Annotated in this window: 18 protein-coding genes, 2 tRNA genes and 1 other RNA gene; 13 read left to right on the top strand and 8 right to left on the bottom strand. The window is 55.7% G+C overall.

Annotated features, from left to right (window positions below):
* Positions 1 to 47: 47 nt before the first annotated feature.
* Positions 48 to 120: transfer RNA gene (locus SYNC_RS03545), tRNA-His, on the top strand.
* 1 nt (position 121) lies between these two features.
* Here SYNC_RS03545 and SYNC_RS03540 read toward each other — a convergent pair.
* Both SYNC_RS03540 and SYNC_RS03535 read right to left on the bottom strand, forming a co-directional pair.
* Positions 122 to 1,168: a DUF1611 domain-containing protein gene (locus SYNC_RS03540; RefSeq protein WP_011618681.1), complete on the bottom strand. Its 1,047-nt coding sequence runs from the start codon at positions 1,166 to 1,168 to the stop codon at positions 122 to 124.
* 149 nt (positions 1,169 to 1,317) lie between these two features.
* Positions 1,318 to 2,391 carry an enolase C-terminal domain-like protein gene (locus SYNC_RS03535; protein ID WP_041426384.1) on the bottom strand — a complete coding sequence of 358 codons (1,074 nt, stop codon included), beginning with the start codon at positions 2,389 to 2,391 and terminating at the stop codon, positions 1,318 to 1,320.
* Between the two features lie 156 nt (positions 2,392 to 2,547).
* On the opposite strand from SYNC_RS03535, the gene miaB reads away from it, so the two are divergent.
* From miaB to ftsZ, 5 genes are all read left to right on the top strand, one after another.
* Positions 2,548 to 3,909 (top strand): tRNA (N6-isopentenyl adenosine(37)-C2)-methylthiotransferase MiaB, encoded by a 1,362-nt coding sequence (miaB, locus tag SYNC_RS03530; RefSeq protein ID WP_041426901.1) that lies wholly within the window; start codon positions 2,548 to 2,550, stop codon positions 3,907 to 3,909.
* A gap of 38 nt (positions 3,910 to 3,947) precedes the next feature.
* A complete protein-coding gene (locus SYNC_RS03525; RefSeq protein WP_011618678.1) occupies positions 3,948 to 5,009 on the top strand; it encodes a D-alanine--D-alanine ligase family protein in 1,062 nt (353 codons plus the stop codon).
* A gap of 19 nt (positions 5,010 to 5,028) precedes the next feature.
* On the top strand, positions 5,029 to 5,439 hold the full coding sequence (locus tag SYNC_RS03520) for a hypothetical protein (RefSeq protein WP_011618677.1): 411 nt from the start codon (positions 5,029 to 5,031) through the stop codon (positions 5,437 to 5,439).
* Positions 5,436 to 6,305 carry a cell division protein FtsQ/DivIB gene (locus SYNC_RS03515; protein WP_011618676.1) on the top strand — a complete coding sequence of 290 codons (870 nt, stop codon included), beginning with the start codon at positions 5,436 to 5,438 and terminating at the stop codon, positions 6,303 to 6,305. Before SYNC_RS03520 ends, SYNC_RS03515 begins: the two co-directional genes overlap by 4 nt.
* Positions 6,306 to 6,383: 78 nt before the next feature.
* Positions 6,384 to 7,547, top strand: coding sequence for a cell division protein FtsZ (gene ftsZ, locus SYNC_RS03510; protein WP_041426383.1), 1,164 nt, complete (start codon positions 6,384 to 6,386; stop codon positions 7,545 to 7,547).
* A 5-nt stretch (positions 7,548 to 7,552) separates the two neighbouring features.
* Here ftsZ and ffs read toward each other — a convergent pair.
* Positions 7,553 to 7,649, bottom strand: an RNA gene (ffs, locus tag SYNC_RS13710) — signal recognition particle sRNA small type.
* A 43-nt stretch (positions 7,650 to 7,692) separates the two neighbouring features.
* On the opposite strand from ffs, the gene panB reads away from it, so the two are divergent.
* Positions 7,693 to 8,511, top strand: coding sequence for a 3-methyl-2-oxobutanoate hydroxymethyltransferase (panB, locus tag SYNC_RS03505; protein WP_041426382.1), 819 nt, complete (start codon positions 7,693 to 7,695; stop codon positions 8,509 to 8,511).
* Here the strand turns inward: panB and hemW are convergent.
* Positions 8,444 to 9,682, bottom strand: coding sequence for a radical SAM family heme chaperone HemW (hemW, locus tag SYNC_RS03500; protein WP_011618673.1), 1,239 nt, complete (start codon positions 9,680 to 9,682; stop codon positions 8,444 to 8,446). The two genes, panB and hemW, sit on opposite strands and share 68 nt — an antisense overlap.
* Before the next feature lie 71 nt (positions 9,683 to 9,753).
* Between hemW and SYNC_RS03495 the strand changes: the two genes are divergently transcribed.
* The 5 genes from SYNC_RS03495 to cbiB all read left to right on the top strand — a co-directional run bounded on the left by SYNC_RS03495 (position 9,754) and on the right by cbiB (position 14,366).
* Positions 9,754 to 10,902 (top strand): PIN/TRAM domain-containing protein, encoded by a 1,149-nt coding sequence (locus tag SYNC_RS03495; protein WP_011618672.1) that lies wholly within the window; start codon positions 9,754 to 9,756, stop codon positions 10,900 to 10,902.
* A gap of 39 nt (positions 10,903 to 10,941) precedes the next feature.
* Positions 10,942 to 11,607, top strand: coding sequence for an ATP-dependent Clp protease proteolytic subunit (locus tag SYNC_RS03490; protein WP_041426381.1), 666 nt, complete (start codon positions 10,942 to 10,944; stop codon positions 11,605 to 11,607).
* 112 nt (positions 11,608 to 11,719) lie between these two features.
* Positions 11,720 to 12,322 (top strand): ATP-dependent Clp protease proteolytic subunit, encoded by a 603-nt coding sequence (locus tag SYNC_RS03485; protein WP_011618670.1) that lies wholly within the window; start codon positions 11,720 to 11,722, stop codon positions 12,320 to 12,322.
* A 56-nt stretch (positions 12,323 to 12,378) separates the two neighbouring features.
* The gene (gene ilvC / locus SYNC_RS03480) at positions 12,379 to 13,374 is read left to right on the top strand and encodes a ketol-acid reductoisomerase (protein ID WP_011618669.1); all 996 of its coding nucleotides are present in this window, start codon (positions 12,379 to 12,381) and stop codon (positions 13,372 to 13,374) included.
* A gap of 17 nt (positions 13,375 to 13,391) precedes the next feature.
* Positions 13,392 to 14,366, top strand: coding sequence for an adenosylcobinamide-phosphate synthase CbiB (cbiB, locus tag SYNC_RS03475; RefSeq protein ID WP_011618668.1), 975 nt, complete (start codon positions 13,392 to 13,394; stop codon positions 14,364 to 14,366).
* On the opposite strand, the gene SYNC_RS03470 is transcribed toward cbiB, so the two are convergent.
* Positions 14,360 to 15,118 carry a sugar transferase gene (locus tag SYNC_RS03470; protein WP_041426380.1) on the bottom strand — a complete coding sequence of 253 codons (759 nt, stop codon included), beginning with the start codon at positions 15,116 to 15,118 and terminating at the stop codon, positions 14,360 to 14,362. The two genes, cbiB and SYNC_RS03470, sit on opposite strands and share 7 nt — an antisense overlap.
* A gap of 214 nt (positions 15,119 to 15,332) precedes the next feature.
* Here SYNC_RS03470 and SYNC_RS03465 point away from each other — a divergent pair, with 214 nt between their 5' ends.
* A complete protein-coding gene (locus tag SYNC_RS03465; protein ID WP_011618666.1) occupies positions 15,333 to 15,590 on the top strand; it encodes a hypothetical protein in 258 nt (85 codons plus the stop codon).
* A gap of 208 nt (positions 15,591 to 15,798) precedes the next feature.
* Here the strand turns inward: SYNC_RS03465 and SYNC_RS03460 are convergent, their stop codons facing one another.
* The 3 genes from SYNC_RS03460 to SYNC_RS03450 all read right to left on the bottom strand — a co-directional run bounded on the left by SYNC_RS03460 (position 15,799) and on the right by SYNC_RS03450 (position 18,021).
* Positions 15,799 to 16,191 carry a hypothetical protein gene (locus tag SYNC_RS03460; protein ID WP_041426379.1) on the bottom strand — a complete coding sequence of 131 codons (393 nt, stop codon included), beginning with the start codon at positions 16,189 to 16,191 and terminating at the stop codon, positions 15,799 to 15,801.
* Positions 16,192 to 16,398: 207 nt separating this feature from the next.
* Complete coding sequence (locus SYNC_RS03455; RefSeq protein ID WP_011618664.1) at positions 16,399 to 17,103, bottom strand: hypothetical protein; 705 nt, start codon at positions 17,101 to 17,103, stop codon at positions 16,399 to 16,401.
* Positions 17,104 to 17,934: 831 nt separating this feature from the next.
* Positions 17,935 to 18,021 (bottom strand) — tRNA-Ser (locus tag SYNC_RS03450).
* Positions 18,022 to 18,026 lie beyond the last annotated feature (5 nt).

The raw sequence follows: 18,026 nt of genomic DNA, 5'->3' as shown, positions 1-18,026 counted from the left end.
CGTCTCCTGATGAAGTTGGATGAATTGGTAGATTCTTACCTGACACGGCGGGTGTCGCCAAGTGGTTAAGGCAGCGGCTTGTGGTGCCGCCATCCGGGGGTTCGAATCCCCTCATCCGCCCTCAACGATTAAGGAAGACCTTGAGTAGGCCGTCTGCCTGATTACGGATGGGGTCGTCGCACGGCAGGCCTAAGGCATCTTCACAAGAACGGATGGATCTCTGCGCTTCCTCGGCCGACAACTCCCCTGTGTTAAGAGCAAGGGCTTGGACTTTCGGAGGAGGCCCTGCGCCTCGCGGACGCGCAATCGCTGCAAGCGACTCACAGAGACTGATGCACTCCTTCAACGGGGGCAGCGGTATCTGCGGCAGTCGCCCGATCGTGGACTGACCTGCCCGATGCACCATCAGCAACGCCGTTGGTTGACTGCCACGCATCAAGGGAAGCGTGGCACTCGAGCCTGGGTGACAAAGCGACCCTTGCCCTTCCACCACCAACAAATCCTGCTCTGACAACCCTGTACCCGCTTTTAATACAGCCACTTCCACCGCACCAGCGGCGTAGTCCACCCGCACCGCATCCAAAGGAACGCCCCGACCGCTGATCAAAATTCCAGCCTGACCGGTTCCCACAAACCGACATACCAGCTTGTGCCGTTCTGCTGCCGCTTGCAGCGCCAAACAGGCACTCATCTTTCCTACAGCCATATCGGTCCCCACCGCTAAAACGCGCTTGCAGGAAAGTGCAGCAGCACGAGCCTGACCCACCTGCACGGTGGGGGGCTCCCGACGTAAATCCCAGATCCATTGCCCGGCATGACAGGCAGCCTTGAATTCGGGATCTTCTCCCAACTGCGTATGCAAGCCACTGGCCAGGTGTAACCCGGCCTGCAGCGCGGCCAAAGCATCCCTTCTCAGCGGGTCGGGCAGAACTCCACCGGAAGGAGCCAAGCCCACCACGGCGACTGCAGGACGATGAGTCATAGCCGCAGCCAGATCGCGCACGATTGGCACAGAACGATCAATCCCTGTGATCTCAGCCAGGGAGCCCTGGGCATGATCAGGATCAATGACAGCGGCAATCGGCCCCCGTCGATGACGCAACAGTGCAAGTCCTGTCTTACCTGAGAGGGACGTGAGACCACCGTGCTGCAGCAGCAGCAAAGGCATCTGTTCAAACCCCTCAGGACAGTGGTTGTTCACTCCAATTTCATTGCGATGACCACCTGAGCGAACCAGAACAACTCAGCCAACTCTTCTCCACGCGTTTAGCAAGACTTTGCAGCGACAACACAAAAGAGCGCTGTTTGTGATCGCGATTACGCGCGGGTAATGCCCAGCCCAGCCGCAGCTGGTGCTCGCATTTGATCTCCTTCCAAGTCAAGCCCCTGATAGGGGTCATCCACAAGATTGAGATGGCTGTCGAGATCAGGCCAACGGATCAAGGGAAGCAGCTGGGCGGCCGCCCCATTGAGCAAGAGGCTGTCGGAATAGCAGCCAATCATCAGATCCAGCTCCAACCGCTGAGCTACCTGAGCCATCAGCCAAGCCTCACTGAGCCCTCCACTTTTCAGCAACTTGAGATTCACCCCATCGACGTGAGGGGCAAGACGCAACAAATCCTGCAGATCCCAACAGCTCTCGTCGGCCACAAGGGGCATGGCGCAATAGGGCTTGAGCGCCGCAAAGGCAGCCGTATCTCGCTCAGGATCGAGCACTGCCGCCATGGGCTGCTCCAGCAACACCACTCCTGCCTGATGCAGTGCCTCCTGCATCGCCTTTGCCTCATCGAGACTCCAGCCACCGTTGGCATCCACTTGAAGCTCCATCGTTTGCTGCTGCTGTTGCGCGCGCTCCTGCAGAGCCTGAGCAACCGCCCCCAACAGGGTCCGATCGTGATCGCAGCCATCAGCACCGCCAAGTTTGAGTTTGATGCGCGTTGCCGGTAGCTGATGCCACCAACGATGAAGACGGCTGACAACCGCATCGACTGAACCGAGCCCCAAGGTCACGCTGGTGGCAACAGACCGACTGCCATCGAGGCCAAACAGGCGCCAGACCGGCTGTCCCAACCGTTGCCCCCACCAATCCCAAAGGGCTAGGTCCACGGCACAACGGGCCGGAGGCGTTAGCGGCTGCAGCAAAGGGGCGAGTCGCTGGCGATCAGCAGGGTCAACATCGACCAGTTTTGGCATCAACGCCTCGAGCTCCGAGGCCAAGTGGTCGGTACTGAAGGCACGATGCCCCGTATCAAACCCTCCCGTTTCGCCGCGGCCGATGCAACCATCCCGGCTGAAGGTGAGCTCGAGATGTTCCACCTTGGCGGTGGTACCGCGGCTGATGGCAAGCGGCACCGCTTTGGTGAGAGAAAAGCGCCGAAGAGACCAGCCCATCGCCCTAATACGCCAATCCCCAAGCTTGCACAAGCTGGCGGTGGCTCACACTAAAAGAAGATTTCACCATCGTCGGTCTCCAGGATCGCCACCGCTTTGGCTCTCTCCAGTCCCGTCAGCCCCAGTCTTGCCAAGACCAACCCTGCATCCTCCACTCTGGACGAGGGGCAGCGCGGTAGCTACTGGATCACCACGTTTGGCTGCCAGATGAACAAGGCCGATTCCGAGCGGATGGCGGGAATCCTTGAAACCATGGGCTACCAGGAAGCCAACGCCGAACTGGATGCCGATCTCGTTCTCTACAACACCTGCACCATTCGCGACAACGCCGAACAAAAGGTGTACAGCTATTTGGGTCGCCAGGCCATCCGCAAGCGAACCAATCCAAATCTCACCTTGGTGGTGGCAGGCTGCGTCGCGCAACAAGAGGGAGAATCCCTACTCCGCCGGGTGCCAGAGCTGGATTTGGTCATGGGACCCCAGCACGCCAATCGCCTCGAGACCCTGCTCACACAAGTCCAAGCTGGACAACAGGTGGTCGCGACTGAAGACCATCACATCCTCGAAGACCTCACCACCGCCAGGCGTGACAGCAGCACCTGCGCTTGGGTGAATGTGATCTACGGCTGTAACGAGCGTTGCACGTATTGCGTGGTGCCCTCGGTTCGTGGCAAAGAACAATCCCGGCTGCCGGAGTCCATCCTTTTGGAAATGGAAGGCTTAGCAGCGCGTGGTTTTAAAGAGATCACCCTGCTCGGCCAAAACATCGATGCCTATGGCCGTGATCTACCAGGCATCACCGCCGAGGGCCGACGCCAGCACACCCTCACGGATCTCCTTCACCAAGTGCATGACGTGGAGGGCATCGAACGCCTGCGTTTTGCCACGAGTCACCCGAGATATTTCACCGAGCGCCTGATTGATGCCTGCGCCGACCTTCCAAAAGTATGCGAACACTTCCATATCCCTTTCCAAAGCGGTGATAACGAGCTTTTAAAAGCGATGGCCCGCGGATACACCGTTGAGCGTTACCGCCGCATCATTGATCGCATTCGCAAGCGAATGCCCGATGCAGCCATCAGTGCTGATGTGATCGTGGCCTTCCCCGGAGAAACCGATGCGCAATACAGACGCACCCTGGCGTTGATTGAAGAAATTGGCTTTGACCAAGTGAACACAGCTGCCTATTCGCCAAGGCCCAACACCCCTGCTGCGGACTGGAACAATCAGCTCTCTGAAGAGGTCAAAGTGGCACGCCTTCAAGAGATCAATGCTCTAGTTGAATCCACGGCAAAAGAACGGAACGCTCGCTATGCCGGTCGGATTGAGCAAGTGCTTGCAGAGGGAATGAATCCCAAAGATCCAAGCCAGCTCATGGGGCGGACGCGCACCAACAGGCTGACCTTCTTCTCTGCTGAATCCCCTCAAGGCATCACGCATCGTGCGGGAGATCTAGTCGATGTTCGAATCGATCAAGTTCGCTCCTTCTCCCTTACTGGCACACCGGTGATCAACTGATACCTTTCGGGTTCGCTTATTGAATGAACGGCTGCACCATGCCCTCTTCTCCCGTTCGCATTGGCGTGGTGTTCGGAGGAGCATCCGGAGAGCATGCCGTATCGATTCGCTCGGCCATCACGGTGATCAATGCCCTTCAAGAAGGGCAAAATCGAGACCACTTCGAGGTTGTTCCGCTCTACATCGATCAGGAGGGGCGTTGGTGGCCTGAGCACATTGCCAACAGCGTGCTCGAGCAAAAGCAGCCGCTTGCAGAGGACAGCCTTCCCCATCCCCTACCGCCCGCAGGCTTTCGTTCCCTGCCGATCGACAACGACCGGGTGGATGTTTGGTTCCCCGTGCTTCATGGCCCTAACGGAGAGGACGGAACAGTGCAAGGGTTGTTCACGCTGATGGGGCAGCCTTATGTGGGCTCCGGCGTGCTCGGTTCAGCAGTAGGGATGGACAAGCTGGCCATGAAAGCTGCTTTTGCCGCCGCAGGTTTACCTCAGGTTCCCTACGTGGGGCTGAACGTTGCAGACCTCAATCACCCTGAACGCCAAAACAAGCTGGTCGCCAGGATCGAAGCGGAATTGGGCTATCCATGTTTTGTCAAACCCGCCAATATGGGCTCATCGGTTGGGATCAGCAAAGCGCGTCACCGAGACCAACTGCTTGCTGGCCTGAAAGAAGCAGCGCGCCATGACACCCGCCTCGTTGTGGAGCATGGTGTTAGCGCACGCGAGTTGGAATGCGCCGTACTTGGACGGCAACAGCTGAAGGCTTCCGTTGTGGGCGAAATCAGTTTTGAGGCCGATTGGTACGACTACGAGACCAAATACACCGACGGCTGCAGCCAAACGCTGATTCCAGCACCACTTCCCGACCAGGTGAGCGCTCAGATTCAGGCGATTGCCCTGCAAGCCTGCACAGCTGTTCACGCCTATGGCTTGGCACGGGTTGATGTTTTTTACGATGAGAAAAGCGGTGACATCTGGCTGAACGAGATCAATACCCTGCCTGGATTCACCTCCCAAAGTATGTATCCCATGCTTTGGGAGGCCAGTGGTGTCGCTTTACCCGACCTAGTGGCCCAGCTGGTCCACACAGCGCGAGAATGAATCAACATCGAGACAAGCGATGATTGAAGGTCTGCTCTGGCTTCCACTCCTCGTCGCCTTTGTGCTGCTCGTAGCACTGGGGTGGCTCGAACGCCGTCGTCAAAATCTGTTCCGAGCCTGGAGCGAAGAGTCTGAGTTAGCAAAACTCGATGGCTGCGGCGCAGCACTTCTTAAGGAAGGGAAACTGCGCTGGAGCAGCTTCAGTGCTGGGTCATTTCAAGAGGAGGGGCACTTTGTGATCAAGGACCTTGAATTGGTCGAACTTATGGCCTTGGCATCAGGGGAGGCTCCACTGGCCAGTGAATCTCAAGGTCGATGCCGTCTCAGGTTGATTGGGAATGGCCGTCAGCTCGATGTGCCCTTTGCCGATGCTGATCGCGCCCGCCGTTGGATGGACCAGCTCATGTCTCGTGCACGCTGCGACTTGTGAGCCCGGAAGCTTCCAGCAAGAAAGGCCGTAAGCTCGGCAAACGCAAAAGCCAAGGCCCGCTGCCTCCCGGTGTTGAGCGGCGTCGAAGGCTACGGCAAGAGCGCAGGCAAGAGCGCTTGATCCAATTGTGGAGGCTTGTTTTTTTTCTCCTCACGGCCACTGGATTGAGCTGGTTGTTGCTGACCCTGGGTTGGAGCCTGCGATCACCATCACAAATTCAGATCAGCGGAAGCGAGCGGATGGACGAAACCGTGGTGGTGAAGGCTGCAGGCCTTTCCTTTCCCCAATCCCTGTTGAGCCTTGAGCCTGGTGCAATCGAGACCAAATTGATGCAGGAGCTTCCTGTGCAGGAGGTTTCCGTTCAGCGGCACCTTCTCCCTCCAGGCCTCGACATCCAACTCGTTGAACGACGCCCTGTCGCGGCTGCCACGCGGATGGGCCCCAAGGGAATCGAGCGGGGCATGGTGGACAGCGAGGCTCATTGGATGCCGATGGACATGGCCAAGCAGGGCGAGAAGCCAGCGAGCTCGGTCAAAGTAGAAGGCTGGATTTCCAATCGCCGCTTCGTTATTGCCCGCATTCTTCAACAACGAGACCTGCTGGGTCGGCCATTAAAAACAATTCAGGTGGAACCCGCTGGTGGCGTCAGTTTGCGCATTGAAACGCTTGGCCTTGTCTATCTCGGTGCCAATGACGCCCTTTTAGATCAGCAATTCATAACCATTGCGCAACTCAATCAAAGCCTCCCTCCCAACCTTCGCGGCACATCTAGCGAAGGCCTAGATCTCAGTGATCCAAGCCAACCTGAACTGAAATTACGGCCTAAGCCCAATCCAGCACCCCCTGGAAAACCCAGCGATTCTTGATGCTCCCGCGGCAAAAATGATCGTGACAATCAAGTTCCTGTATCACTTTTGTCGGCAAAAGCCGCTCACAGCTCCATAATGCAACCGATTACAGCTGTTAAAGCCCACATAATGGAGATTGTGAGCAGTGAAATGTCCTCATCCATGAATCCAGAGGGCATCTCGCCTAGCCAATCGGCCCGCATCGAAGTGATTGGTGTTGGTGGGGGTGGCAGCAACGCAGTTAATCGTATGATTTTGAGTGACCTCGAAGGGGTTGCTTACCGCGTTTTAAACACCGATGCACAGGCGCTGATTCAATCAGCTGCTGACAATCGGGTTCAGTTAGGCCAAACACTTACACGCGGGCTTGGAGCTGGCGGCAACCCCAGCATTGGCCAAAAAGCTGCAGAAGAGTCGCGAGCTGATCTCCAACAGGCCCTGCAAGGCGCAGATCTGGTCTTCATCGCAGCGGGTATGGGTGGTGGCACCGGTACCGGTGCAGCTCCTGTCGTTGCAGAGGTTGCCAAAGAAAGTGGGGCCCTCACAGTTGGCATCGTCACCAAACCATTCAGTTTTGAAGGTCGCCGCAGGATGCGGCAGGCCGATGAAGGCATTGAACGTCTGGCAGAGCACGTTGACACCTTGATCGTCATTCCCAACGATCGACTACGGGATGCCATCGCTGGAGCACCTTTGCAGGAAGCCTTCCGCAGTGCCGACGACGTTCTGCGCATGGGAGTGAAGGGAATCAGCGACATCATTACGCTCCCAGGCCTCGTCAACGTTGACTTCGCTGACGTGCGCTCCGTCATGACCGAAGCCGGTACTGCACTGCTGGGTATCGGTGTGGGTTCAGGCCGATCACGAGCGGTTGAAGCCGCCCAAACCGCCATCAACAGCCCCTTGCTCGAAGCAGCTCGTATCGATGGTGCCAGCGGATGCGTGATCAACATCAGTGGCGGCCGGGACATGACCCTGGAGGACATGACCACCGCATCAGAGGTGATTTACGACGTAGTGGATCCTGAAGCCAACATCATTGTTGGCGCTGTGGTGGATGAGCGACTTGAGGGAGAAATTCACGTAACCGTGATTGCCACTGGATTTACAGACGGAAATCCCTATCGCTCAGAGCGAATCACCACTAGGCCCGCCGTTTCAGCGTTCGAACCCAGTTCCAACACCAACATCGCTCCAGAAAGTGGTGCTCGAATTCCTGATTTCCTCAGGCAGCGTCAACAACGCCAAAACGACAATTAAAAGTTGGTGACCCGGAGTCCACGCCTGCCCAGAGCATCCCGTGTGGCTGCTCCCTTCCGGTTCTGACCAGGTTTGGGCGTCTGGACCGCATGGATCCGAATCGAATTAATGCTAGCAATGAACCACTTTGATGGCGGAAGGGCGGATGCGCCCAGCTGAATTGATTCGCTTCAAGCAATCCGGCAGAGCCATCACGATGCTCACAGCCTGGGATGCCCTCAGTGCTGCCCTGGTGGAAGAAGCCGGTGCCGACGTCGTCTTAGTGGGTGATTCACTCGCGATGGTGGTTCTTGGCCATGCGACCACCCTTCCGGTCACGCTTGAACACATGCTCCATCACACCCAGGCTGTATGCCGTGGAATGAGCAAACCTCTCGCGCAGCAACCACTAGTGGTCTGCGATCTACCGTTCCTGAGTTATCAGTGCGGCCTCGATCGCGCCGTCGCCGCTGCAGGCACCATTCTCAAAGAGTCGGATGCTGCTGCCATCAAGCTTGAAGGTGGAGAGCCAGAGATCGTTGCTGTTGTGGATCGCCTCGTCCGCATGGGTATTCCAGTGATGGGCCATCTCGGACTCACCCCTCAGGCCGTGCACCGACTCGGCTACCGGCGTCAAGGCATCGATCCGCGTAGCCAGGACAAACTGCATCGCCAAGCACAAGCTCTACAGGACGCCGGTTGTTTCTCCCTTGTTGTGGAGCATGTCCCCAGCGAACTCGCCGGTCGGTTGAGACGCACGTTGTCCATCCCGGTGATCGGCATCGGCGCCGGACCCGATTGCGATGGACAGGTCAGCGTCACCGCCGACCTGCTGGGCTTAACGCCAAGCCAACCGCCCTTCACTCCGGCCCGGATGCAAGGCCGTGAACTCAGCATTAACGCTCTCAAAAGCTGGCTTAAGGAGCAACGGGATCAGAGAGCAACTCCCACCACTCCACCACCTCCACCAGCACCTGATTGCTAACGGCCATCCCCTCGGGATCACTGAGGCGCCAGCGACAGCCAAAGCGTTCTAGGAGACCCCTTTCCAAAAAGGGTTGCCAGCGCGCCTCCAGGGCGGATAGATCACGGCTGCAGCGCTGTTCGCTCCATCCGCAGCGTCTCGCAAGATCCCATAGATCTACGCCTTCATGGCAGCGCAGCCCCACGATCAACCGATCATCCAAAGCCAAGCTTCCCGCTGACCCTTGAAGCAAGCTGGAATCTAGTTTCTGACTCTGTTCCTTCAACCAGGAGGCATAGGCCTCACGGGTACGAGGCCGAGCCATCCGCTCCCCCCAGGGAGCACTGGTCGCACCCAGGCCAAAGGCCCACCAGCCCACACCACTCCAGTACACGCGGTTATGCCTGGAGGCATGGCCTGGCCTGGCGAAATTTGAGATTTCATAGCGGCTGTAACCGGCCCGTCGGAGCCTGTGGGTGGTGAAGGCGATGCGGTCGGCGGCCGCATCTTCCTCAGGGAGAGCCAGCTCGCCTCGCTTCTCACGCCAAGCAAACACAGTGCCTGGCTCCACGCTTAGGTCGTAAATCGACACATGGGGAGCTTGAACAGCGACGGCCTGCTCCAGCTGAGCCTCCCATTCCAGATTTCCTTGGTCTGGAAGGTTTCGAATCAGATCCAAACTCCAGCTCTGGAGTTCACCAACCTGCAAAGACTCTTGGAGCCAATGGCAGGCCTCCAGCAAATCCTGCCTGCGATGTCGACGCCCCAGGGCCGCGAGCCTGACATCGTCAAAACTTTGACCTCCCAAACTCACGCGGGTGACGCCTGCAGCGATCAGGGCGAGAAGATCACGTCTCTCAAACGTGGCAGGGTCCATTTCGAGAGTGATTTCGGCACCGTCCTGGAAGCCGTATCGACCTTTGAGCTGCTGCAGCAGTGCTGCAATTTGATCGGGCCTCAACAACGATGGCGTCCCACCCCCGACATACACGGTGGCCAGTGCAGGGCCTTGGGGAGACAGGTTGATCTCTGCGCTGAGCAGATCCAGGTAGGCCTCGATTGAGCCACTACCAGACCCTCCAAATGGATTAGCCCGATCACCGAGAGGAACCACAGCGAAGTCGCAGTAAAAACAACGCCGATGGCAAAAAGGAATATGTAAATAGGCGCTGCGAGGTGCAGATGCGGTCATCTGCGCAGGCAGAGCGACGGAAGATGGTGCATGCTGCCTGCATACGGAGTGAACGGCCACGACTGATTGCCATGGTTGAAGTTCTCATCCTGGTCCTATTTCTGATCTCCGGTGGAGCAACCGGCTGGATGGGAGTTCATCTCCTTCCGCAAGAGATGCTGGACGATGTCACTGATGTCCAACAGGTTCGCCTCGCGCTCACAGGCCTTGGCACCGCCATAGGCCTCGTAGCAGGCCTCGTTTTTAAGCGGCTGCGGCTGCAACTGATGCAGCAGGTGCGCACGATGCCCACCGATTTATTGATCAGTCGATCGGTGGGATTGATCCTTGGTTTGTTAGTCGCCAACTTATTGCTGGCGCCCATTCTGCTGCTCCCACTTGCCGGTGGCGTGACGCTGGTCAAACCCTTGGCTGCGGTTCTCAGCAATGTGTTTTTTGGGGTTCTGGGGTACAACCTCGCTGAGGTTCATGGACGCACTCTCCTGCGCCTGTTTAACCCAACAAGCACGGAAGCCTTGCTGGTCGCAGATGGTGTTCTCACCCCTGCGACCCCAAAGATCCTCGACACCAGCGTGATCATCGATGGGCGAATCCGCGGCATGTTGGCCTGCGGTTTGCTGGAAGGTCAGGCGATCGTTGCTCAAACCGTGATCGACGAGATGCAGCAATTGGCCGACTCCACCAACTTGGAGAAGCGAGCCAAGGGGCGACGTGGTCTCAAACTTCTGCGCGATCTACGCGACACATACGGACGTCGACTGGTAATCAACAGCACCCGTTACGAAGGCACGGGGACAGACGATCGTCTGCTTCTCCTCGCAGGCGACACGGGCGGCACGCTCGTGACAGCCGACTTCAACCTGGCCCAGGTCGCCGAAGTGAAAGAAATCAAAGTGATGAATCTGAGCGAATTGGTGATCGCCCTGCGCCCTGAGGTTCAGCCTGGTGATGAGCTGTTGCTCAAAATCGTGCGCGAAGGCAAAGAAGACAGTCAGGGAGTGGGCTATCTCGAAGACGGGACGATGGTGGTCGTTGAGGAGGGCCGGAGCTTGATCGGATCCCGTCAGCCCGTTGTGGTGACCGGTGCTCTGCAGACCCCAACAGGGCGCATGGTGTTTGCACGACGTGACAAAAACGGCGCAAAGAGCAACCGCAGCAGCAAGGGCAGCAAGAGCAAGGCTGCACGGACTGACAGCACTGAGGAGCAACCATCCACTTAACCCCGCTAGGCTCGCTCTACGACAGGGATGCTTAGCGGAATGACCACATCAGCGCCTTATTACGGCGACTCAGGCGTGATGCGCACACCCCCACCTGACCTTCCCTCTTTGATGCTCAAAGAGCGGATCGTGTATCTGGGCCTGCCGCTGTTTTCAGACGGAGATGCCAAGCGTCAGATGGGCCTTGACGTAACTGAACTGATCATTGCCCAGCTCCTCTTTTTGGAGTTCGACAACCCAGACAAACCGATTTACTTCTATATCAACTCAACGGGTACGAGTTGGTATTCGGGAGAGTCGATTGGCTTCGAGACAGAAGCCTTTGCCATCTGCGACACGCTTCGCTACGTGAAGCCACCTGTCCACACGATTTGCATTGGGCAGGCGATGGGAACAGCTGCCGTGATTCTTTCCGCTGGCACCAAGGGTCAAAGAGCGGCCCTACCCCATGCCTCCATCGTGTTGCATCAACCCCGCAGCGGAGCGCGCGGCCAAGCCACAGACATTCAGATCCGCGCCAAAGAGGTGCTGCACAACAAGCGGGCCATGCTCGAAATCCTCTCGACCAACACCGGTCGCAGCGTGGAAGAACTCTCTGCTGATTCAGACAGGATGAGTTATCTCACCCCTCAAGAAGCGGTGACCTACGGCCTGATTGATCGGGTCTTGGATAGTCGCAAGGACCTGCCGGCTGCAGTGGGCTAATCACGCATCCACATACCAACTGCGCTTGTAGTTGAAAACACCAAAGCTCTTGAACCAGCCGTGGGTGTTTAACCAGACCATTTTTTATCTCCTTCAACCCATCTGAAGACCCATGCCGATCGGTACCCCCAGCGTTCCCTATCGCCTCCCCGGCAGCCAAATGGAGCGCTGGGTCGATATCTACACCCGCCTTGGAGTCGAGAGGATTTTGTTCCTTGGCCAAGACGTGAATGACGGAGTTGCTAACAGCCTCGTCGCCCAGATGCTGTATCTCGATTCCGAAGACAGCAGCAAGCCCATCTACCTGTATATCAATTCCCCAGGTGGATCCGTAACCGCTGGTTTAGCGATCTACGACACCATGCAGTACGTGAAGAGTGACGTTGTCACGATCTGCGTAGGACTAGCTGCATCGATGGGTGCCTTCTTGTTGACGGCAGGCACGAAAGGCAAGCGCTTGGCTCTTCCCCACAGCCGAATCATGATTCACCAGCCTCTCGGAGGTACGGCGCAACGGCAGGCGAGCGATATCGAAATCGAAGCCAGGGAAATCCTGCGGATGAAGGAAATGCTTAACCGCTCGATGGCCGACATGACGGGGCAGAGTTTTGAAAAAATCGAGAAGGACACCGACCGGGATTATTTCTTGAGTGCGGCAGAAGCCAAGGATTACGGCTTGATCGATCGGGTGATTTCCCACCCCAACGAAGCTTGAGGGTCAATCCGGCCCATCCGTAAACTTCAGTATTGTCTCCAGCAGGTTCCGACCGGATGGCTCAGCTTTTTTACGACTCAGACGCCGATCTCTCGCTTCTGAGCGGCAAGACGGTAGCCATCATCGGATATGGATCTCAGGGACATGCCCATGCCCTGAACCTCAAAGACAGCGGCGTGAATGTGGTTGTTGGTCTTTATGCCGGCAGCCGTTCAGCCGAGAAAGCCAAAGCCGACGGCCTGGAAGTGCTGAGCGTGGCGGATGCATCCGCTAAGGCCGACTGGATCATGGTGCTGCTGCCCGATGAATTTCAGAAAGAGGTCTACGAGAAAGAGATCGCCCCACACCTCAGCGCCGGCAAGGTTTTAAGTTTCGCTCACGGCTTCAACATTCGCTTTGAGCTCATCAAGCCACCTGCCGATGTAGACGTATTGATGATCGCTCCGAAAGGCCCCGGACACACCGTGCGCTGGGAGTACCAGAACGGTCAGGGGGTTCCAGCGCTATTCGCGATCGAACAGGACGCTTCCGGAAACGCACGCGGGCTTGCCATGGCCTACGCGAAAGGCATCGGCGGCACGCGCGCAGGCATCCTTGAAACCAACTTCAAGGAAGAAACCGAAACCGATCTATTTGGGGAACAAGCTGTTCTATGCGGCGGTCTCTCGGAGTTGGTCAAAGCTGGCTTCGAAACCCTGGTGGAAGCCGGTTATCAGCCTGAGCTCGCTTATTTCGAGTGCCTGCACGAAGTCAAGTTGATCGTTGACTTGATGGTGAAGGGCGGTCTGTCCTCCATGCGCGACTCCATCTCCAATACGGCGGAATACGGGGACTACGTGAGTGGCCCTCGTCTGATCACCGCAGACACCAAAGCGGAGATGAAGAGGATCCTCTCCGACATCCAAGACGGAACCTTTGCCAAGAACTTCGTGGCGGAATGCGCAGCCGGTAAACCTGAAATGAATAAAGTTCGCGCTCGTGATGCCGAGCATCCGATCGAGAAAGTCGGCAAGGGGCTGCGTTCGATGTTCAGCTGGCTCAAGGCGGCCTGAGCGATCCCGTTCTGCTGGTGATCGCCGCCGCAGGCCTTGACCTGCTGGTCGGCGATCCCCGCTGGTGCCCCCATCCAGTGGTGGCCATGGGTCGCGTTATCACTGGACTCCGACACTGGATCGAAGCCTGGGCAGGAGACCTGCCCTTTCGATTGCGGGCAGGTGGTGGCCTGATCACACTCGTTTTGGTGTTGGGCAGCGGCGGAACGGGCTGGCTGCTCGAGCGGCTGATTTTGCCGCAGTCTCCGTTGCCCCATCCGTTGGCGGTACTTTTAGTCGTAATTGGCTTAGCGAGCGCCCTCGCAGCACGCAGCCTTCGCGACAGCGTGCTGGCCGTCATTCAGGCCCTGCCCGATCTCCCATCTGCAAGGGATTGCCTGAGTTGGATTGTGGGCAGGGATGTGAGCCAATTGGATCAAGACGACATCCTCAGAGCCAGCGCAGAAACAGCCAGTGAAAACGCAGTGGATGGGCTGTTTGCCCCCTTGTTTTGGATGCTAATCGGAGCCGGCCTTTGGAAAGCGGGATTCAGCCAAGGTCCAGGCCCCCTGGCCTTGGCATGGGCGTTCAAAGCAAGCAGCACCCTCGATTCGATGCTTGGTTACAAGCATGGACGACTGCGCTGGCTCGGTACTGCTGGAGCGCGGCTCGACGATCTTCTGACCTGGCTGCCCTGCAGATTGGTCCTGATCACGCTTCCACTCGTGAGCTTGAGCTGGACCCAATGGCGAACAACCGTGCTTGCCGCCGCAGCGGATGGGACACCAGATCCCTCTCCAAATGCAGGACTTTCAGAATCAATTTTTGCCCACTGCGCCGATGTGCAAATGGGTGGGTTCAATCGCTACGGCAACACTTGGATCAACAAACCGCTGCTTTCCCGCCAATCCGGGAAGGCGACGGCCTCAGGTGTGCGCAAAATGTTGAACCTTGGCCTCAGGCTGGAAGGTGCTTGGTTGCTAGTTGCCGCTGGGTGCTCGTTCGTTCAGTAGGCACCACGATCCATGGGCAGGAGTAGCACTCCAAAAGTACGCAGGATGATCGCCAAATCGAGAAGGAAAGAGCGACCTCGCGAATAAGCCAAATCCAGCCTCACCCGTTTGGGATAGCTGAGATTGTTGCGACCACTCACCTGCCACAACCCGGTTAAACCAGGCCGAACGGCCAAAACCTCATCCATGAAGGGGCCATAGCGCTCGATTTCCTTATCCACGATGGGACGTGGTCCTACAACGCTCATCTCACCAAGGAGGACGTTCAGGAACTGAGGGAGTTCATCGAGGCTCGAACGCCTTAAAAAACGGCCAATCGGGGTAATGCGAGGGTCCTGACGGAGCTTGAAATCACGCTCAAACTCAGCACGCATTTCAGGTGACTCAGCCAACACGCGCTGCAGAACAGCGTCGGCATCTGCGCGCATCGTGCGGAATTTGATGCAACCAAAATGACGATATCGACGACCAACCCGTTTCTGGACATAGAACACGGGGCCGGGCGAACTCAGGCTCACCAAGGCGGCAATTAAGAGAAAAGCAGGCGATCCAAGGCCTAAGGCCAGCAAGGAGAAGGCAATATCACCGCTTCGCTTCAGCGAGCGTCCCAACCGGCTTTGCTTTCGTACCAATGCCACTGACGTGAGCACCGAGGGAGGAGCTGACAACAACTCGAGATGCCGCTTCGTCGCGCGCCGTCTCAGAGTGGATCCACCAGCCTGAAATGACGTCCGACGCAGACTGACATGCATCCAGTGTCCCTTGAGTCTCAATCTACTGAACCGCAACAGGGCACAACCAAAAGAGTAAAAGGGCCAGTCACCGCAACGGCACAGCACGAACTGCTGAGCTCGGCCCGCGTGCGCGCAGCCGCCGGATCAGCAGATAACAGCATTTGCTGACAGAAACAGGTCAAGAAGTCTCTCAGCCAATTGCGGCCAAGAGCAAGAATTCCGAAGCTGGGGCATGACTTCCACCGACACGTCCATCAGCGCCCTTCTCGAGGAAGCTCTCCAAGAGCCAACGATCGGAGAAACAGGTCGCTTTCGGTGGCATGCCACTGCGATTGGAATCGCAGCGTTATCGATCGACGCGTCTCCGCCTTCCACGCCACCATTTGAAATCGCTTTAAAGGAAGGTTTAGAGATTGGGCTGGATTTAAGCCGGGAAGAGCGTGAATTCCATCAAGTCAGCCAGGGGCTAGTTCTCTTGTTTCATTCTTAGTCGGTCGAAAAACTTACCAAACAAACATTTTAAACAGCCCACACAAGCAATCAATTTGAAAAAGCACCTGCTCATCGTCGCAAAATACTGGCTTGGAGGATTCACCGCATTGATGCTTTTATTTTATGCAATTATTTCTATCAGATAAAAACTAAATCCCATAAGAACTACTGGCATAAAACACCCTGCTATCCGCAATTCATAGCCATCAATCACGCCTTAACATTGCGCCATCCCAAAGCGGATTCGACAAAACCAGAGCCAAGTCACTGAGAAGTAGCAGCTGACCTTCATGGGTCCAACTGCGATCGATAATCTGAATCAGGTATTCATGCTGAACACCATCTCCACGCTGACGAGAGCAAACAATAATGACATCATCGTAAGAAATTGGGAAATCAGGCGTTAAAGATCGGCCAAGAATGCCTTCTGAGACAAACAATAGGAAATCACAAACAACCTGACTCAAGAACTCTTCTCCTTGAAGAAGGTCACCACAAGCAATCATTTGCTCCTTTGACTGAGGGGTATAGGTGACAAACGAGAAGAAAAGAGGGGCTCCTGTCAATCTCAAATACAAACCCTTAAATGGTCGAGCCATATCAACAAAAGCCCTTAAGCCCTTTGCCCATACTTTCTCATCCCTCTGAAACTGAAGGGTTCAGCGGCTTTCAGAGCTCATCAACCATCCATCTCCCATAAGGTGCAGGGCCAATACCTGCTTACTAAACCTGGCAGCAGAAGGGTGTCCCGAAACCCCTGTTTCCTCGTAAGGGGGTGAGTTGCTTCAGAGGGCTCTCCAGCCCCCCTAAGACCAATCATCAACCAGGCACTCGAGAGTGCGTGGGAGTGGTTCAAGCTCAAGGAATTGTGCTTCTAACAGCTGCTTCTTCAGTCTCTCAGCACCATCCATTTCCTCACGGAAGGTTCCATTTCCCTGGAGGAATGGACTGGGTGCTGGATTGCTTGCTCGATAATCCTTTACAAGTTTCTTTTGGAGATTCTGGTAAGGAGTGTTGCTCTCTTCGGAAGGGAGCAACCATTTGCTTTCCTCCTCCTCTGTGTGCTCACGAATGCGTGACTCATATTCGTCCAGAGGTTCTTTGATCTTGCGAGCAAGTGACTGCTGACCAGTGATCTTCTCAGCAAGATTTTCGTATCTCTCGTCAAGTATGTACTGACGATTCGTGGTGGAATCATTCACATACTTTTCTTCTGTCTCGTCATACTTCTGACCGAGCTCAGAAAGGTAGGATTCGGGAGTGATTCGAAAATTGTCAAAGAGAGGAACCTGCTCTCCTTCGTGGTCACAACCATACGGGAGTGACTCCATGATTGCGATGACATCTTCCCAAGTTTGGAAAGAGTTACGGACCCAGCGCATTTCAGTAAGGTCTTGATAATCCACGCAATAGAAAGCACCGATGCCAAGTTCTTTTATTTGGCTTTTTCGGTACTCAACGGACATAAAAAAAAAAGAAGTCCTTGAGACTTTGCTGGATCTTTCGAGCAAAGACGAACATTTGTGTATCCAGATCTTATCAAGCTAGTAGCGCCAATTTCAGCTCATGAACTTTCATGTAAATCCGCTCAAACAACTATCCCTCAATCGCCCTATTAAGCCCTAACGGCTGGCAAGACAGATACTGTGCTCGGCTGCATGCACAAACGCATACCCCTTTATTTGTGAGGGTTCAAGGATCTGACAGGATTCCCCACTTTTATGTCCCTCTTCACATTACAGTGAGGAATGTTTTTACGGCCGCCTTGATTCGGCATTTCCATGGCGAGCAAGCGTATCTCCGTCGATTTACCAGACGAGTCATATCAACGATTAAAATTACTTTGTTACACTGAAAACCTAAAACTAGGCGACACTATTCGCAAATGTGTGGAAGATTATTGCAATGACAAGGAAGCACATATGATTAAAATTGTGGATAACCGCTCTATTAGCAAGTAATATTTAAGGTCATCAATCAAGGTCTGCATCATTACCCTGACCATCCCAGACGCCAGGGGAGATTCAAACCTCAACCCAATCGCCCCAGTTTTTGGGACTTTTAGAAGGGAGTCGAGTGATGCCGATAAACGACGTTCCACACCTCTGCTTATCGGGTCCGACGACGACATACAACAATTCACCACATCTCTTTTTCTGTCTTTTGTTGCCTGAAGTCTGAGCACGAACTTCTCAGTCAGTGAGAGACATTTCAGGAGTCACCAAACACTTTTACTGGACACCCTGGTGTTTGCAAGCACACCAAGGACCACCAAGCACTCAAAAAGTGCCTAACCACAACGGGTTGGGGACATCAGAAGACTTTTCAAGACCTACTTAAAACGGAGAGGGTGGGATTCGAACCCACGAGGGTGTTACCCCTACACGATTTCGAGTCGTGCGCATTCAACCGGGCTCTGCCACCTCTCCAAACG

This window comes from Synechococcus sp. CC9311 (assembly GCF_000014585.1).
Taxonomy (GTDB): Bacteria; Cyanobacteriota; Cyanobacteriia; order PCC-6307; family Cyanobiaceae; genus Synechococcus_C.
This window is presented reverse-complemented; position numbering and strand designations above follow the sequence as displayed.

Bases quoted from the DNA above. Each gene is read 5' to 3' on its own strand.
- SYNC_RS03540 (WP_011618681.1), bottom strand. From the start codon at position 1,168: ATGCCTTTGCTGCTGCTGCAGCACGGTGGTCTCACGTCCCTCTCAGGT.
- SYNC_RS03535 (WP_041426384.1), bottom strand. From the start codon at position 2,391: ATGGGCTGGTCTCTTCGGCGCTTTTCTCTCACCAAAGCGGTGCCGCTT.
- SYNC_RS03525 (WP_011618678.1), top strand. From the start codon at position 3,948: ATGCCCTCTTCTCCCGTTCGCATTGGCGTGGTGTTCGGAGGAGCATCC.
- SYNC_RS03520 (WP_011618677.1), top strand. From the start codon at position 5,029: ATGATTGAAGGTCTGCTCTGGCTTCCACTCCTCGTCGCCTTTGTGCTG.
- ftsZ (WP_041426383.1), top strand. From the start codon at position 6,384: ATGCAACCGATTACAGCTGTTAAAGCCCACATAATGGAGATTGTGAGC.
- panB (WP_041426382.1), top strand. From the start codon at position 7,693: ATGCGCCCAGCTGAATTGATTCGCTTCAAGCAATCCGGCAGAGCCATC.
- hemW (WP_011618673.1), bottom strand. From the start codon at position 9,682: ATGACCGCATCTGCACCTCGCAGCGCCTATTTACATATTCCTTTTTGC.
- SYNC_RS03495 (WP_011618672.1), top strand. From the start codon at position 9,754: ATGGTTGAAGTTCTCATCCTGGTCCTATTTCTGATCTCCGGTGGAGCA.
- SYNC_RS03490 (WP_041426381.1), top strand. From the start codon at position 10,942: ATGACCACATCAGCGCCTTATTACGGCGACTCAGGCGTGATGCGCACA.
- SYNC_RS03485 (WP_011618670.1), top strand. From the start codon at position 11,720: ATGCCGATCGGTACCCCCAGCGTTCCCTATCGCCTCCCCGGCAGCCAA.
- ilvC (WP_011618669.1), top strand. From the start codon at position 12,379: ATGGCTCAGCTTTTTTACGACTCAGACGCCGATCTCTCGCTTCTGAGC.
- SYNC_RS03470 (WP_041426380.1), bottom strand. From the start codon at position 15,118: ATGCATGTCAGTCTGCGTCGGACGTCATTTCAGGCTGGTGGATCCACT.
- SYNC_RS03465 (WP_011618666.1), top strand. From the start codon at position 15,333: ATGACTTCCACCGACACGTCCATCAGCGCCCTTCTCGAGGAAGCTCTC.
- SYNC_RS03460 (WP_041426379.1), bottom strand. From the start codon at position 16,191: ATGGCTCGACCATTTAAGGGTTTGTATTTGAGATTGACAGGAGCCCCT.